We start from the raw sequence: 15,138 nt of genomic DNA on the forward strand, positions 1-15,138 counted from the left end.
CGTGGCAGCCAACAGCGAAGGCATCACCAACCCGTCGATCGACGAGCTGCTCGAGGTCGTCGACACCAAGTACGGCCTGGTGAGCATCGCGGCCAAGCGGGCGCGCCAGATCAACGCCTACTACGCCCAGCTCGGCGAGGGCCTGCTGGAGTACGTCGGCCCGCTGGTGGAGACGCACGTCCAGGAGAAGCCCCTGTCGATCGCCCTGCGCGAGACGCGGGAGGGGCTGTTGAAGGCCGAGCCCATCGAGGCCCAGTAACAACGGGGTCGGTACCCTCTTCGCATGACCCCTGACAAGCCCCGGGTCGTGCTCGGGGTCAGTGCCGGTATCGCCGCGTACAAGGTGTGCGAGCTGCTGCGGCGGCTGACCGAATCCGGTCACGACGTGCGCGTCGTGCCGACGCGGGACGCGCTGCGCTTCGTCGGCGAGCCCACCTGGGCTGCCCTGTCCGGCAACCCGGTCGCCACCGAGGTGTGGACCGGGGTGGACGAGGTCCCGCACGTCCGGCTGGGGCAGACCGCCGACCTGGTGTTCGTGGCCCCCGCCACCGCCGACCTGCTGGCCAGGGCCGCCCACGGCCTGGCCGACGACCTGCTCACCAACACCCTGCTGACCGCCCGCTGCCCGGTGGTGTTCGCGCCCGCGATGCACACCGAGATGTGGGAGCACCCGGCCACCCGGGCCAACGTGGCCACCCTGCGTGAGCGCGGCGCCATCGTGCTGGAGCCGGCCTCCGGGCGGCTGACCGGCGCCGACACCGGCAAGGGGCGGCTGCCCGAGCCGGCCGAGCTGTTCGAGGCGGCGCGGCGGGCGCTGGCCCGCGGCGGCCTGCCCGCCGACCTGGCCGGGCGGCACGTGGTGGTGTCGGCCGGCGGCACCCGCGAGCCGCTGGACCCCGTCCGCTTCATCGGCAACCGCTCCTCCGGCCTGCAGGGGTACGCGCTGGCCCGCACCGCGCTGGCCCGCGGCGCCCGCGTCACGCTGGTGGCGGCCAACGTCGCGCTGCCCGACCCGGCGGGCGCCGAGGTGGTGGCCGTGGGCACCGCCGAGGAGATGCACAAGGCCGTGCTGGAGGCCGCCGGCTCCGCCGACGCGGTGGTGATGGCCGCGGCGGTGGCCGACTTCCGGCCCGCCGACTACCGGGAATCGAAGATCAAGAAGTCCGAGTCGGCCGGGCCCGCGCCGATCGAGCTGGTCCGCAACCCCGACATCCTGGCCGAGCTGGGCCGGCGGCGGCGGGACGGCCAGGTGATCGTGGGCTTCGCCGCCGAGACCGACGACGTCCTGGCCAACGGCCGCGACAAGCTCGCCCGCAAGGGCTGCGACCTGCTGGTGGTCAACCAGGTCGGCGCCGACCTGACGTTCGGCCGCCCCGACAACGCCGCTGTGGTGCTGGCCGCCGACGGCGGCTCCACCGAGGTCCCCCGCGGCCCTAAGGAGGCCCTCGCCGACGTCGTCTGGGATCTGGTCGCCGACCGGCTGTGACGGCGCGCGTGCCCGAAGGCGGCCGAGAAGGTCGGGATTGGGAGGCCGCAGGGTCATTCCCGATACACTTCGGCGGAAATAGATCCCGGCGCGGCGCCGCGCCGGCCCGATGAAGCACAGTCCGCCCTGCGACGTCAGTCAGCAGCCGCTGCAAGGAGTTCACGCACGTGTCTCGCCGTCTGTTCACCTCTGAGTCCGTCACCGAAGGACATCCCGACAAGATTGCGGACCAGATCAGCGACGCGATCCTGGACGCGATGCTGAAGGACGACCCCACCAGCCGGGTCGCCGTGGAGACCATGATCACCACCGGCCAGGTGCACGTGGCCGGCGAGGTGACCACCGAGACCTACGTGGACATCCCCGGGGTCATCCGCGAGAAGATCCTGGAGATCGGCTACGACTCCTCCAAGAAGGGCTTCGACGGCCACTCCTGCGGCGTGTCGGTGTCCATCGGCGCCCAGTCGCCCGACATCGCCCAGGGCGTCGACGACGCCTACGAGACCCGGGAGGGCGAGGGCACCGACGAGCTGGACCGGCAGGGCGCCGGCGACCAGGGCCTGATGTTCGGCTACGCCACCAACGAGACCCCCGAGCTGATGCCGCTGCCGATCACCATCGCGCACCGGCTGGCCCAGCAGCTGTCGGCGGTCCGCAAGAACGGCACCGTGCCCTACCTGCGCCCGGACGGCAAGACCCAGGTCACCATCGAGTACGACGGCGACCGCGCGGTCCGCCTGGACACCGTGGTGGTCTCCAGCCAGCACGCTCCCGACATCGACCTCAAGGAGCTGCTGACCCCCGACATCAAGGAGCACGTGGTCGACCCGGTGCTGGCCGCCTTCGACCTGGACACCGACGGCTACCGGCTGCTGGTCAACCCGACCGGCCGCTTCGAGATCGGCGGCCCGATGGGCGACGCCGGGCTGACCGGCCGCAAGATCATCGTGGACACCTACGGCGGCATGGCCCGGCACGGCGGCGGCGCCTTCTCCGGCAAGGACCCCTCCAAGGTGGACCGCTCGGCCGCGTACGCGATGCGCTGGGTGGCCAAGAACATCGTGGCCGCCGAGCTGGCCGACCGCGCCGAGGTGCAGGTCGCCTACGCCATCGGCAAGGCCAAGCCGGTCGGGGTGTTCGTGGAGACCTTCGGCACCGAGAAGGTCGCGATCGGCAAGATCCAGGAGGCCGTGCTGGAGGTCTTCGACCTGCGCCCGGCCGCCATCGTGCGGGACCTGGACCTGCTGCGCCCGATCTACCAGCAGACCGCCGCCTACGGCCACTTCGGCCGCCAGGAGCCGGACTTCTCCTGGGAGCGCACCGACCGCGCCGACGCCCTGCGCTCGGCCGCCGGCCTGTAACCGCGTCACACCAGGCGGCCCGTGCCCCCGTCCGCTCGGCGGACCAGGGCACGGGCCGTCTGCCTGCGCCGGTTCGTCCGGCTCCCGGGAGCCGCGGCCCCGTCGCATGCGGCGCGCACAGGCCGGAACGGCGCATGTGCCGGCACAGGCCGTTGGCATCCTGCGCCCGATGACGCGCGGCGCTCGAAACGTCCGGCTGATCTGGTAGGACGGGAGCGTGACGAACGGCGGCGAGACGGAACTGATCCCGGGCATGGACGTGCTCGCCGTCCCGCCCGCGCCGGCGAAGACCTCCGCCGCCAAGAAGACCCCCAAGAAGGGCGCCCGGCGGCCCGCCGAGACGCTGCCGGTGGCGCGCGTCCTGGTGGACATGTCGCTGCCGCACCTGGACCGGCCCTTCGACTACCTCGTCCCGGTCGAACTGGACGCCAAGGCGGTGCCGGGCTGCCGGGTGCGGGTGCGGTTCGCCGGGCAGCTCGTGGACGGCTTCCTGGCCGAGCGCGTGGCCGACAGCGACCACGAGGGGCGGCTGGCGTTCCTGGAACGGGTCACCTCGCCCGAGCCGGTGCTGACCCCCGAGATCGCCGCCCTGGCCAGGGAGGTCGCCGACCGGTACGCCGGGACCCTCGCCGACGTGCTGCGGCTGGCCGTCCCGCCCCGGCACGCCCGCGCCGAGGCCGAGGAACATCCCGAGCCGGGGGAGGGGCGGCCCGCGCCGCCCGCTCCGGGGCCGTGGGCCGACTATCCGGCCGGGCCATCCTTCCTGACGGCACTGGCCGAGGGCCGGGCGCCCCGCGCTGTGTGGACGGCGCTGCCCGGCCCGCACTGGCCGGAGGCGATCGCCCGCGCCGTCCGGGCCACCCTGGCGTCGGGACGTGGCGCGCTGGTGCTGCTCGCCGACGGCCGCCAAGTGGCCCGGGTGGACGCCGCGCTGGCCGAGGTGCTGGAGGGGGCGTCCCGGCATGTGGCACTGACCGCCGAGCTGGGCCCGGCCGAACGCTACCGGCGGTGGCTGGCCGTCCTGCGCGGCACGGCCGGGGCGGTGGTGGGCACCCGTGCGGCGATGTTCGCCCCGGTGCGGGACCTCGGGCTGGTCGTGCTGTGGGACGACGGCGACGACGTGCACGCCGAGCCCCATGCCCCGTACCCGCATCCCCGCGAGGTCCTGGCGCTGCGGGCGCACCGGTCGCGGGCCGGGGCGCTCATCGGGGGCTTTACCCGCACCACCGACGCCACCGTGCTGGTCGAGACCGGCTGGGCGCACGCGCTCACCGCCGACCGGCAGCGCATCCGCGCCGTGATGCCCAGGGTGCGGCCCGCCGGCGAGGATGCCGAGCTGGCCAGGGACGAGGCGGCCCGCACCGCGCGGCTGCCCGTGCTGGCGCTGCGCACCGCCCGGCAGGCGCTGCGGGACGGGCCCGTGCTCGTCCAGGTCCCCAGGCGCGGCTACCTGCCCGGCCTGCGCTGCGGCCGCTGCCGCGAGCAGGCCCGCTGCGCCGGCTGCCAGGGCCCGCTGTCGCTCAGGTCGTCGCATGCGGCCCCCTACTGCCGCTGGTGCGGCCGCATCGCCGGGGACTGGCAGTGCCCCGAGTGCGGCGGCCGGCACGTGCGGGCCGCCGTCGTCGGCGCCAGGCGCACCGCCGAGGAGCTGGGCCGGGCCTTCCCGGGAGTGCCCGTGCGGACCTCTGGCCGGGAGGGCGTGCTGGACCGGGTGGGGGCCGAGCCGGCCCTCGTGGTATCCACCCCGGGCGCCGAGCCGGTCGCCGACGCCGGTTACGCGGCGGCGCTGCTGCTGGACGGCTGGGTGCTGCTGGGCCGCGCCGACCTGCGAGTGGCCGAGGAGGCGCTGCGCCGCTGGATGAACGCCGCCGCGCTGGTCCGCCCCGCCGCGCCGGTGATCGTGCTCGCCGAGGGGGCGCTGCCCCCCGTCCAGGCGCTGATCCGCTGGGACCCGGTGACGCTGGCCGAACGGGAGCTGGCCGACCGGCGCGAGCTGGGCTTCCCGCCGGCCGCCCGGATGGCGTCGCTGACCGGCACCCCGGCGGCGATCCGCGAGTTGCTGGCCGACACCAGGCTGCCCGCTGGCGCGCAGGTCCTCGGCCCCGTCCCGGTGGCGGCGCCCCAGGACGGCGCCACGCCCGGCCCGGACCGGGAACGGGCGCTGGTACGAGTGCCGCGCCCGGCCGGTCCGGCGCTCGGACGCGCGCTGAAGGCCGCCCAGGGGGTACGCAGCGCCCGCCGGGCCCCCGACCCGGTCCGCGTCCAGATCGACCCGCTGGAACTCATCTGACCCACCGCTCCGAGCGACGACCCGGGTGCGGATTGGGCAACTCTCGCTGTGCCGTGGTCGTCCGGGCTCCGGAGAGGCGGGGCGGGCGATGTTCGTGCCGGGAAGGCGCCCGTGTGCGGGTCGGGTGGTCTTCGCTGTGCCGTGGTCGTTCAGGGCTCTGAAAGGCAGGTCGGGCGATCTCCGCTCCGCTAGGGTTCCCTGGTGGCTGACGACTGGGCGGATATCGCCTCCGAGGCCCTCGAACGCTGGGCGAGCGGGTACGGGGGCGGCATCGACACGTACGGGATCCGACTGCTGCTCGATCTGGCGCGCCAGGAGCCCGGGCTCACCGGGCCGGAGGAGCTGACCGCGCCGCGGCTGCGCCGCCTGATGCTGGAGACCTTCCCCGACACGGTGGTGGCCGAGGTCGAGGACATGCCCTCGGTGATGGCCACGGCGGGCGCGATGGTGGACTTCCTGGCCGGCACCGGGCGGATCGAGGCCAGGCGGGCCGCCGCGCTGCACCAGGAGCTGGCCGCGCTGGAGCCGGAGCTCACCGAGATCATCACCGAGCTGGACGAGGCCGAGCGGGAGTCGGCCGGCGAGGTGGTGCGCGGCATGATGCTCGCCGACGGGGTCGCGCTGGACGACGAGGACGCGGTGGGGCGCTGGCTGGCGGACTTCGAGTCGCTCAGCGACGACGAGCGCTTCGACCGGGCCGCCGCCTACCTGCGCGAGGCCGAGGAGATGGCGGTACCGCCGGTGGTGCTGGCCCCGCCCGCCGAGCTGGCCGCCGCCGCCCGCCGCTCCGGGCTGAGCGGGCGGGTGCTCGCGCTGGCCGGATGGGCCGATGGACGGGCCGTCACCGAGCTGGACGAGCCGCTGCCGGCCGACCTCCCCGCCGCCGCGGCCGCCCTGGACCTGCCGGCGCCCGGGGCGCCCGGCTCGCTCGGCGACCTGCCAGAGCTGGCACGGCTGTGGTGGGCGGCCACCGAGGCCGGGGCGCTGGCCGCCGCGGGCGGGCGGGCGGCGCCCGGCCCACTGCTGGCGGACCTGCGCGACGGCGGCGACGAGGCCGTCCTGGCCGCCTGGCTGCGGCTGTTCGACGAGGCGCTGGTGGGCGCCGCCGGGGCCGTCGACGAGGCCGACACCGCGCTGCTGGTCCGGGCCGAGCTGACCGGCGTGCTCATCCACCTGTACGAGCAGGACGAGCCCGCCGCCCGGCAGGAGCTGGCGGCGGCGCTGGCCGAGCACCTGCGGGAGGCCGCCGAGGAGCACGGCGCTGCGCCGCCGTCCGGGGACGTCGCCGCCGCGCTCGGCCGCGAGCTGGACGAGCTGGCCTCCTGGGGCGTCGTGGAGACCGTGCCCGGCGGCGGGTGCGCGCTGACCCCGCTCGGCGTGTGGGGGGTCCGCGAGCTGCTGCTGGCCGAGGGCTTCACCGCCCCGGTCGTCGGCGAGCTGACCGACCGCCCGGCCGCCGCGCTGGTGGCCGGGCTGGAGGGGCACGGCGAGCACGCCTTCGTCCCGGAGGTCGAACGCTGGCTGGCCGCCCGCCCGCCCGAGACGGCCGCCGCCGAGCTGATCGAGGTCATGCGCTCCGGCGGCCCGGGCGACCGCGCCATCGCCGCCGCCGTGCTGGCTGGGGCCGACGCCGCCGCCGAGCCCGTCGTGCGGGAGGCGCTGGCGGACCCTGCCGCCGGCCCCTATGCCAGGTTGTGGCTGCACGAGCACGGTGACCGGTCGGCCGAGCCCGACGCCGAGGACCTGGCCTGGATGCTGGCCGACACGGTGGCCGCGGCGCTGGAGTCGGCCGAGCCCGCCGCGGCGGTGGCCGAGGTGCTGGCCGACCTGCCGCCCGACGCCGGCCTGACGGCGCTGATCGAGGCCATGGGCGGCGGCGGGCATCCGCAGGCCGCCGAGGTGCTGGACGCGCTCGGCGCGCACCTGCCGGACCCGGTGCCGGCCGGTGCGGCCCGCGCCGAGGCGGCTCGCACCCGCGCGGTGAGCGGCCCGCCGGGATCTCCATAGACTGGAAGGACGCCCTTTTCCCAGCCCCCGACAGGAGCCATCGTTGGCCGTCAAGCCCATCCGTCTGTTCGGCGACCCGGTGCTGCGCACGCCGGCCGAGCCGGTCAAGGACTTCGACAAGGAACTGCGCAACCTGGTCAAGGACCTCACCGACACCATGATCGACGCGCCCGGGGCCGGCCTGGCCGCGCCGCAGCTCGGGGTGGGCCTGCGGGTGTTCACCTACTACGTCGACGACCGGCTCGGCCACCTGGTCAACCCCACGCTCGACCTGTCCGACGAGCAACAGGACGGTGAGGAGGGCTGCCTGTCCCTGCCCGGCCTGAGCTTCCCGACCCCGCGGGCCTGGCGGGCGGTCGCCAAGGGCTTCAACATGTACGGCGAGCCGATCACGCTGGAGGGCACGGACCTGCTGGCCCGTTGCGTGCAGCACGAGACCGACCACTTGGACGGCATCCTGTTCATCGACCGGATGGACCCCGAGCAGCGCAAGGCCGCGATGAAGGCGATCCGGGAGGCCGAGTGGTTCGGCGAGCCCGCCCCGGTGATCAAGGAGTCGCCGCACCGCACCCTGGGCAGGGCGCTGTAACCCGCGTGACCCGCGGCAGGCAGGTGCGGCCCGCCCGGTGCGGGGTAGGCCGCGTGAGGGAGGCATCGAGTTCATGAGGCTGGTCTTCGCCGGCACGCCCGAAACGGCCGTTCCGGCGCTGGAGGCGCTGCTGGCGTCACCGCGGCACGAGGTGGCCGCCGTCGTCACCCGGCCCGACGCGCCCGCCGGGCGCGGCCGCAAACTGGTGGCCGGGCCGGTCGCGCAGCGGGCCGAGCAGGCCGGGATCGAGGTGCTCAAGCCCGCCAAGGCCAAGGACCCCGACTTCCTGGACCGGCTGCGCGAGATCGCCCCGGACTGCTGCCCGGTGGTGGCCTACGGGGCGCTGCTGCCCCGCGCCGCGCTGGACATCCCCCGGCACGGCTGGGTCAACCTGCACTTCTCGCTGCTGCCCGCCTGGCGCGGCGCCGCCCCCGTCCAGCACGCCGTCCTGCACGGCGACGACGTCACCGGCGCGTGCACGTTCCAGATCGAGGAGGACCTGGACACCGGGCCGGTTTACGGCGTCCTCACCGAGCCGATCCGGCCCGACGACACCTCCGGCGCCCTGCTGGACCGGCTGGCCCGCGCCGGCGCCCGCCTGCTGGCCGACACCATGGACGGCATCGAGCAGGGCCTGCTGGAGCCCCGCCCGCAGCCCGCCGAGGGCGTGTCGTACGCCGCCAAGCTCACCCCCGAGGACGCCCGGGTCGATTGGAGCGCCCCCGCGCTGCGCGTTGACCGGCTTGTGCGCGCCTGCACGCCCGCCCCCGGCGCCTGGACGACCTTCCGCGGCGAGCGGCTCAAGCTCGGCCCGGTCCGCCCGGCCGCCGGCGGCGGCGACCTGGCCCCCGGCGAGCTGAAGGTCTCCAAGAAGGAGGTGCTGGCCGGCACCGCCACCCACCCCGTCGCGCTCGGCGAGGTCCAGCCGCAGGGCAAACGCCGGATGCCCGCCGCCGACTGGATGCGCGGCATCACCCTGACCGGTGAGGACACCCTGATCTGATGACGCCTCGAACCTCGCGGGACCGCCGGGACCGCAACCGGCGGCCCGGCGGCCCCCGCCGCACCGGCGGACCCGAGGACCTGGTGCGGCGCACCGCGTTCGACGTCGTGCGGGCGGTGCAGACCCGCGACGCCTACGCCAACCTGCTGCTGCCCGGACGGTTGCGCGAACGCGGCCTGACCGGCCGCGACGCCGCCCTGGCCACCGAGCTGACCTACGGGACGCTGCGCGGGCGCGGCACCTACGACGCGGTGCTGGCGGTGTGCAGCGACCGCCCGCTGCACCGCATCGACGGCCCGCTGCTGGACGTGCTGCGGCTGGGCGCCCACCAGCTGCTGGCCACCCGCATCCCCCCGCACGCGGCCGTCGGCACCGCCGTGGAACTGGCGCGTTCGGTCGCCGGGCCCGGGCAGGCCAAGTTCGCCAACGCGGTGCTGCGCAAGGTCGCCACCCGCGACCTTGCGGCGTGGCTGGACATCGTGGCGCCCCCGGGCGACGAGGTCGGCCGCCTGTCGGTGACCTACAGCCATCCCCGCTGGGTCGTCTCCGCGCTGCGCGACGCGCTGGGCCCCGGCCGGGACGAGATCGAGGAGCTGCTGGCCGCCGACAACGCCCGGCCGCGCGTCACTCTGGTCGCCAAACCCGGCCGCGCCACGGTCGAGGAGCTGCTGGCCGCCGGGGCCGAGCCCGCCCCGTACTCGCCGTACGCGGCCATCCTGCCCGAGGGCGACCCGTCGGCGGTCGCGGCGGTCGCCGGCGGCCGCGCCGCCGTCCAGGACGAGGCCAGCCAGTTGGTGGCGCTCGCGCTGGCCGACGCGCCGCTGGACGGGTCGGACGCCCGCTGGCTCGACATGTGCGCCGGCCCCGGCGGTAAGGCGGGCCTGCTGTCGGGCCTGGCCGCGCAGCGCGGGACCCGGCTGCTGGCCTGCGACGTCCAGCCGCACCGCGCGGGCCTGGTGCGCCGCGCGGTCGACGGGCGCACCGGGGTCGCGGTCGTGGACGGCACCGTCCCGGCCTGGCGTCCGGGTTCCTTCGACCGGGTGCTGCTGGACGCGCCGTGCACCGGCCTGGGGGCGCTGCGGCGCCGTCCGGAGTCTCGCTGGCGCCGCGAGCCGGGCTCGGTCGCCGAGCTGGGGCCCCTGCAGCGGGCGCTGCTGACCTCGGCGCTGGAGGCGGTCCGGCCCGGGGGAGTGGTCGCGTACGTGACGTGCTCGCCGCACCTGGCGGAGACCCGTGTGGTCGTCGACGACGTGCTGCGCGGCCGTCAGGACGTGCAGCGGCTGGACTCCCCGGCCGTCCTGGCCGGGTCGGCCGCCCGGGAGCCGGCGGGCCTGGGAGAGGGCCCGTACGCCCAGTTCTGGCCGCACCGGCACGGCACCGACGCGATGTTCCTGGCGCTGCTGCGGCGCACGGCCTGACCGGGCCGATCGCGGGGACGGCGGTTCGAGGCGCCGACCCGGGGTAGCGAACACGGACGACGCCCTCGGGGGGACGGACTGTGACAGCCTTCATGCTCGCCGTGTCGTTCATCGGCAGCGCGGCGTTCTACCTGCCGCTGCTGGTGCTGGCCTTCTGGTGCGGGAACCCCCGTGCGGCCGCGCCCGCCGGTGTGGCGCTGGGTCTGAGCGGGATGCTGAACACCCTGCTCAAGCTGGCCTTCCAGGAGCCCCGGCCGTACTGGACCGACCCCGCCGTGCACGCCCTGGCGTCGGAGTCGACGTTCGGCATGCCCTCCGGCCACGCCCAGGGGTCGATGGTCGCCTGGGGCTTCCTGGCCGTGTACCTCACCCGCCGGGGATGGGCTCCGCAGCTGCCGGGCAGGTTGTCGGGGGCGCTGCGGCCGGGCTGGGTCTGGGTGCCGACCCTGGTGGTGATCGGCCTGGTCGGCGTCTCCCGGGTGTACCTGGGCGTGCACTCGCCGGGCCAGGTGGCGGCGGGCTGGGCGATCGGCGGGGCGCTGCTCTTCGTGGTCGTCAGGTTCGGGCCCGTGGTCGCCGGACGGTGGCGTGACCTGCGGCTCGTCTGGCAGTTCGTCTTGAGCGCGGTGGTGTCGCTGGGCCTGCTGGCGTGCGCCGTCGCGGCCGTCGCGCCGCTGCGGAACTGGCGGATGCCCCCGGTGTGGCAGGAGGCCATCATCAGGGCGGGCGGTCATGTCGACGTGCATCCCGACCGGCTGGGGATGGAGCGGGCGGCGCTGGCGGCCGGGCTGCTGTGCGGCCTGCTGGTGGGCCTGTCCTGGCTGGCGCACCGCGGCTGGTTCGCCGCCGGCGGCCCGCCCCTGGCGCGGGTGTCCCGCGTCCTGGTCGGGGTGGCCGGCCTCGCGGTGATCAACACCGTCCTGCTGCTGCCCGCCCCGCACGTGGCCGTGCTCTTCCTCGCCCAGGCCCTGACCGGCCTGTGGATCACCGTCGGGGCGCCGGAGGCGTTCGTGCGGCTCGGCCTGGCCCGCCGCCCCACCCCCGGACTCACCCGGCCGGGTGAACCCGCCCTGACCCGGGACTCCTAGACTCGGGCAGGTGGCCGTGAAGATCTCTCCCAGCATCCTGTCCGCCGACTTCGCCCGCCTGGCCGAGGAGGTCGCGCTGATCTCCGAGACCGCCGACTGGGTGCACGTCGACGTGATGGACAACCACTTCGTGCCCAACCTCACCCTCGGGCTGCCCGTGGTCGAGGCGCTGCTCAAGCACAGCGCGCTGCCGCTGGACTGTCACCTCATGATCGAGGACCCCGACCGGTGGGCACCGCAGTACGCCGAGGCGGGCGCCGGGAGCGTGACCATCCACGCCGAGGCGGCCAAGGCGCCGATCCGCACCCTGCGGGCCATCCGCGCCGCCGGCGCCCGTGCCGGGCTGGGCATCAACCCGGCCACCCCGGTGGAGCCGTACGAGGACCTGCTGGGCGAGATCGACATGCTGCTGCTGATGACCGTCGAGCCCGGCTTCGGCGGGCAGAAGTTCCTGGACGTGGTGCTCCCCAAGGTCCGCCGCGCCCGGCAGCTGATCAAGGGCCGGGACCTGCCGGTGTGGCTGCAGGTCGACGGCGGCGTCAGCGCCGAGACCATCGAACGCTGCGCCGAGGCGGGCGCCGACGTGTTCGTGGCGGGCAACGCCGTCTACGGCGCCGACGACCCCGCCGAGGCCGTCCGCAACCTGCGCGCCCAGGCCGAGGAGGCGACCGGCGAGGGCTGACCGCCCGGCACGCCGACACGCCCTTCCCGACGTTCCCGGGGACGGCTCCGTTGATGCTTCGACCGGGGCGTGTCGGCGTTCCCGTGTGATCGGCGGCGGTGATCAGGGAAGCAATCCCCGCATGGCATCCGTTGAGAACCCCCCGGCCGTGCACCTGCCCGCCGCGGCCCTGCTGCTGGACGTGGACGGCACCCTGATCGACTCGACACCGGTGGTGGAACGGGCCGCCCATCGGTGGGCGGCCGAGTACGGCCTCGACCCGCAGGAGTTCCTGGCCGACGCCCACGGCCGCCGCACCGCCGACCGGGTGGCCGAGTTCGTGCCCCCCGGGCGGGTCGCGGAGGCCACCGCGCGGCTGGACGAGCTGGAGGCCTCCGACACCGAGGGCGTCGTCGCGCTGCCGGGTGTCCTGGACCTGCTGGCCGCCCTGGACGGGCGTCCCTGGGCGCTGGTGACCTCCATGGACCGGCCGCTGCTGGACGTCCGCCGCGCCGCCGCCGGGCTGCCGTTGCCCGAGGTGGTCGTCACCGCCGAGGACGTCCGGCAGGGCAAACCCGACCCCGAGGGCTATCTGCTGGCCGCCCGCCACCTCGGTGTGGCGGCGGGGGAGTGCGTCGTCATCGAGGACGCCCCGGCGGGCATCCGCGCGGGCCGCGCCGCCGGCGCCCGCGTCGTGGCCGTCACCACCAGCCATCCGGCGGCGGCCCTGACCGAGGCCGACATGATCGTCTCCGACCTCACCGCCGTGTCGGTGACGGCCGGGGGGCTGCTCGTCTCCGGGAACGGCGCCCGGGGCTGATCCCTCTCCCACGAGGACGTTCTCGAACCCCTGATCGCCGGATGACGGCGAGGTGGCCGGGTGCGGCCATACGCCAGACCGGCTCGGCGGGATGCGTGGCCGCCGAAGAGGCCCCTTGGTACGTTCCGCGCGGACCACACCACAGAAGGGGTCAGATCATGGCGATACGCGACAAGATGCAGGCGAACGCGGCGCCCTTCCTTCGGCCCGGGGAGACGGTCCAAGCGGTGTTCGGCGCGCAGACGCTGAGCCAGTACTACATCGTCATCTCGGCGCTGATCCTGTTCATCTGGAACTCCTACCGCGTGGTGGTCGTCACCGACCAGCGCATCCTGGTGTGCCGGTCCGGGAAGTTCACCACCACCCCGGTCAAGGAGGTGCTGCGGGAGCTTCCCCGGCGTACACGAATCGGTCCCGCAAGCGGGCTGTGGTGGCGGTGCGAGGCGCTCGGCGAGCGGCTGTACGTCCACAAGCGCTACCACAAGGACGTGGCCGCCGCGGATGCGGTCGCCACGTCCTGACATGGGCGACACGGACGCGCGGCGGCCGGCCCATCAGGGGGCGCAGCGGTAGGGGTTTTGGCCGGTGTGGTTCGTCGCGACGCGGGTGAGGAGGTCGCGGAGCGCCCGTTGGTCGTCCGGGGGGAGGCCGAAGACCTGGGCTGCGGCCTCGGCGGAGTGGGTGCGGAGCGCCTGGCGTCTGCGGTGGCCCTCGTCGGTGAGGACGACTAGTTTGACGCGGCGGTCGTGGGGGTCGGGCTGCCGGAGGACCAGCCCGCGCCGTTCCAGGCCGTCCACGATGCCGGTCACGTTCGAGGCGTCGCAGGCCATGACGTCGGCCAGTTTCCGCATGGGGGCGGGGAAGTCCAGGTTGGCCAGCGCCTGCGCCTGGGCGGGCGGCAGGTCCAGGTCCGCGGCGGCGGCGGTGAAGCAGTCCCGTAGGCGTCCGGCCACCCGGAACACCAGTTCGGTGAGCTCGATGTGGGGCGGAGGCGGCTGGTCGGGCACGGCTTTCATGACTCGATCATAGGCAGCGAAGCGGACTGTTGAGGTTCTCAAGTATCTTCCCTAGACTCGCTCAATAGTTGAGGAGCTCAACAATGGTGTGACTCAAGGAGATGTCATGGCAGTGAGTGCTACCCCCGTGCCGACCGCCCCCGCCGCATGGCGACGCCGGGCCCAGGGGGTCGCCGTGCTCGGGGCGACGCTGGCGGCGGTCGTCGTGTGGCTGGTGGCCGCCCCGCTGTTCGGCCAGGACCTGGTGGTCCAGCAGCCTGGCCGGGAGGCCATCGAGGTCGGGTTCGGCGCGGTCGTGACCTTCTCGCTGGTGCCGTCGCTGGCCGGTTGGGCGCTGCTGTTCCTGCTGGAACGGCTGACCGCGCGCGCCCGGGTGATCTGGACGGTCATCGCGAGCGCCGTACTGGTGCTGTCGTTCGGCCCGGTGCTCGGAGTGGAGGCCGCGGGCACCACCAAGCTCACCCTGGCGCTGCTGCACCTGGCCGTGGGCGCGGTGCTGATCCCCATCTTCTGGCGTACCGCGCGTACCCCTGAGCGGTGACGTCGCAGGAGGACCGGCCGGCACCGCCGAGGCGAACGGTGGCGCCGGCCGGTCCGGCGAGTGCCGGCGGGGTCAGGCGAAGAGCGGGCCGACGAGGTTGGCGCCCGGATGATGCGCGGAGGCGTACAGCACGAACAGGGCCAGCGCACCGCCGGCCAAAGAGACGTCCTTGAGGAACTGCACCTGCTCCTGCCGGCGGGTCGCCGGGTCTGGCACCGACCAGAAATCGTGGAAGACGAACGCCGTGATCAGCAGGAACGGGACCAGGGCGAGCGCGGCCAGGTCGGGCCAGATGCCCAGGACCAGCATCACGGCGGCCACCAGGAGGTAGACGCCGGACACCCGCACGGCCAGGTGGGGCTGGGGCAGCCTCTTGCTCGCGGCGTAGCCCGCCATGGCGTCGGTGGCGGTCAGATGGCCGATGGCCGAGCCGACGAAGATGGCGGCGAACAGGATCCGTCCTATCAGGGCGATAACGTCCACGGCTGCCTCCGGGTGTCACGGAGCCTGCCTGCGGGATACCCCGATCGGAGAGCGACGAACGAACGGCCGGAAACGGGGACGGGCGCCACGGCCGCCTCGGAGCGGCCGTGGGCTTCCTCACATGGGGCGGGGAATGCCGGACATGGCACACTGGTTCCTGAGTCAGTGAACGCGTGCTCCGGGGTCGGTGAAATTCCGAACCGGCGGTTACAGTCCGCGACCCGGCCGAAGCCATCGGCCGGTTGACCCGGTGGAACTCCGGGACCGACGGTGAAAGTCCGGATGGGAGGCAGCGCGCGGTGCGCCCCTGCGCGGGGCGCTGTACCCGTTCATCCCCGGAGCCATGACCGTCTCGCGCGAGACGCAGGAGGCCCG

The 15,138-nt window shown here is 74.8% G+C and carries 15 protein-coding genes and 1 riboswitch; of the genes, 13 read left to right on the forward strand and 2 right to left on the reverse strand.

Going from position 1 to position 15,138, the window contains the following annotated elements; all coding sequences use genetic code 11:
• Window position 1: 1 nt before the first annotated feature.
• The 12 genes from rpoZ (at window position 2) to C4U03_RS00855 (ending at window position 13,244) form a co-directional block, all read left to right on the forward strand.
• Entirely contained in the window at window positions 2-259 is a 258-nt protein-coding gene (rpoZ, locus tag C4U03_RS00800) for a DNA-directed RNA polymerase subunit omega (protein ID WP_103935642.1), read from the forward strand.
• Window positions 260-283: 24 nt separating this feature from the next.
• Window positions 284-1,486, forward strand: coding sequence for a bifunctional phosphopantothenoylcysteine decarboxylase/phosphopantothenate--cysteine ligase CoaBC (coaBC, locus tag C4U03_RS00805; protein ID WP_103935643.1), 1,203 nt, complete (start codon window positions 284-286; stop codon window positions 1,484-1,486).
• Between the two features lie 167 nt (window positions 1,487-1,653).
• The gene (metK, locus tag C4U03_RS00810) at window positions 1,654-2,847 is read left to right on the forward strand and encodes a methionine adenosyltransferase (RefSeq protein WP_103935644.1); all 1,194 of its coding nucleotides are present in this window, start codon (window positions 1,654-1,656) and stop codon (window positions 2,845-2,847) included.
• A gap of 253 nt (window positions 2,848-3,100) precedes the next feature.
• The gene (locus C4U03_RS00815; protein ID WP_103936251.1) at window positions 3,101-5,137 is read left to right on the forward strand and encodes a primosomal protein N'; all 2,037 of its coding nucleotides are present in this window, start codon (window positions 3,101-3,103) and stop codon (window positions 5,135-5,137) included.
• Window positions 5,138-5,338: 201 nt separating this feature from the next.
• A complete protein-coding gene (locus C4U03_RS39730; RefSeq protein ID WP_146087226.1) occupies window positions 5,339-7,144 on the forward strand; it encodes a serine/threonine-protein kinase in 1,806 nt (601 codons plus the stop codon).
• A 43-nt stretch (window positions 7,145-7,187) separates the two neighbouring features.
• Complete coding sequence (gene def / locus C4U03_RS00825) at window positions 7,188-7,733, forward strand: peptide deformylase (protein ID WP_103935645.1); 546 nt, start codon at window positions 7,188-7,190, stop codon at window positions 7,731-7,733.
• Window positions 7,734-7,806: 73 nt separating this feature from the next.
• Entirely contained in the window at window positions 7,807-8,736 is a 930-nt protein-coding gene (gene fmt / locus C4U03_RS00830; RefSeq protein WP_103935646.1) for a methionyl-tRNA formyltransferase, read from the forward strand.
• The gene (locus C4U03_RS00835; RefSeq protein WP_103935647.1) at window positions 8,736-10,154 is read left to right on the forward strand and encodes an RsmB/NOP family class I SAM-dependent RNA methyltransferase; all 1,419 of its coding nucleotides are present in this window, start codon (window positions 8,736-8,738) and stop codon (window positions 10,152-10,154) included. Before fmt ends, C4U03_RS00835 begins: the two co-directional genes overlap by 1 nt.
• A gap of 80 nt (window positions 10,155-10,234) precedes the next feature.
• Complete coding sequence (locus C4U03_RS00840) at window positions 10,235-11,242, forward strand: phosphatase PAP2 family protein (protein WP_146087227.1); 1,008 nt, start codon at window positions 10,235-10,237, stop codon at window positions 11,240-11,242.
• Between the two features lie 10 nt (window positions 11,243-11,252).
• Window positions 11,253-11,924 (forward strand): ribulose-phosphate 3-epimerase, encoded by a 672-nt coding sequence (gene rpe, locus C4U03_RS00845; protein ID WP_103935649.1) that lies wholly within the window; start codon window positions 11,253-11,255, stop codon window positions 11,922-11,924.
• 121 nt (window positions 11,925-12,045) lie between these two features.
• Complete coding sequence (locus C4U03_RS00850; RefSeq protein WP_103935650.1) at window positions 12,046-12,723, forward strand: HAD family hydrolase; 678 nt, start codon at window positions 12,046-12,048, stop codon at window positions 12,721-12,723.
• A gap of 158 nt (window positions 12,724-12,881) precedes the next feature.
• On the forward strand, window positions 12,882-13,244 hold the full coding sequence (locus C4U03_RS00855; RefSeq protein WP_103935651.1) for a hypothetical protein: 363 nt from the start codon (window positions 12,882-12,884) through the stop codon (window positions 13,242-13,244).
• A gap of 33 nt (window positions 13,245-13,277) precedes the next feature.
• Here the strand turns inward: C4U03_RS00855 and C4U03_RS00860 are convergent, their stop codons facing one another.
• Window positions 13,278-13,739 (reverse strand): MarR family winged helix-turn-helix transcriptional regulator, encoded by a 462-nt coding sequence (locus C4U03_RS00860; protein ID WP_103935652.1) that lies wholly within the window; start codon window positions 13,737-13,739, stop codon window positions 13,278-13,280.
• 106 nt (window positions 13,740-13,845) lie between these two features.
• Between C4U03_RS00860 and C4U03_RS00865 the strand changes: the two genes are divergently transcribed.
• A complete protein-coding gene (locus C4U03_RS00865) occupies window positions 13,846-14,280 on the forward strand; it encodes a DUF6069 family protein (protein WP_103935653.1) in 435 nt (144 codons plus the stop codon).
• A gap of 72 nt (window positions 14,281-14,352) precedes the next feature.
• On the opposite strand, the gene C4U03_RS00870 is transcribed toward C4U03_RS00865, so the two are convergent.
• Window positions 14,353-14,763 carry a DoxX family protein gene (locus C4U03_RS00870; RefSeq protein ID WP_103935654.1) on the reverse strand — a complete coding sequence of 137 codons (411 nt, stop codon included), beginning with the start codon at window positions 14,761-14,763 and terminating at the stop codon, window positions 14,353-14,355.
• A 169-nt stretch (window positions 14,764-14,932) separates the two neighbouring features.
• Window positions 14,933-15,063, forward strand: a riboswitch (FMN riboswitch).
• Window positions 15,064-15,138 lie beyond the last annotated feature (75 nt).

This window comes from Thermomonospora echinospora (assembly GCF_900108175.1).
Taxonomy (GTDB): Bacteria; Actinomycetota; Actinomycetes; order Streptosporangiales; family Streptosporangiaceae; genus Thermomonospora; species Thermomonospora echinospora.

Bases quoted from the DNA above. Each gene is read 5' to 3' on its own strand.
- coaBC (WP_103935643.1), top strand. From the start codon at position 284: ATGACCCCTGACAAGCCCCGGGTCGTGCTCGGGGTCAGTGCCGGTATC.
- C4U03_RS00815 (WP_103936251.1), top strand. From the start codon at position 3,101: ATGGACGTGCTCGCCGTCCCGCCCGCGCCGGCGAAGACCTCCGCCGCC.
- fmt (WP_103935646.1), top strand. From the start codon at position 7,807: ATGAGGCTGGTCTTCGCCGGCACGCCCGAAACGGCCGTTCCGGCGCTG.
- C4U03_RS00835 (WP_103935647.1), top strand. From the start codon at position 8,736: ATGACGCCTCGAACCTCGCGGGACCGCCGGGACCGCAACCGGCGGCCC.
- C4U03_RS00850 (WP_103935650.1), top strand. From the start codon at position 12,046: ATGGCATCCGTTGAGAACCCCCCGGCCGTGCACCTGCCCGCCGCGGCC.
- C4U03_RS00855 (WP_103935651.1), top strand. From the start codon at position 12,882: ATGGCGATACGCGACAAGATGCAGGCGAACGCGGCGCCCTTCCTTCGG.
- C4U03_RS00860 (WP_103935652.1), bottom strand. From the start codon at position 13,739: ATGAAAGCCGTGCCCGACCAGCCGCCTCCGCCCCACATCGAGCTCACC.
- C4U03_RS00865 (WP_103935653.1), top strand. From the start codon at position 13,846: ATGGCAGTGAGTGCTACCCCCGTGCCGACCGCCCCCGCCGCATGGCGA.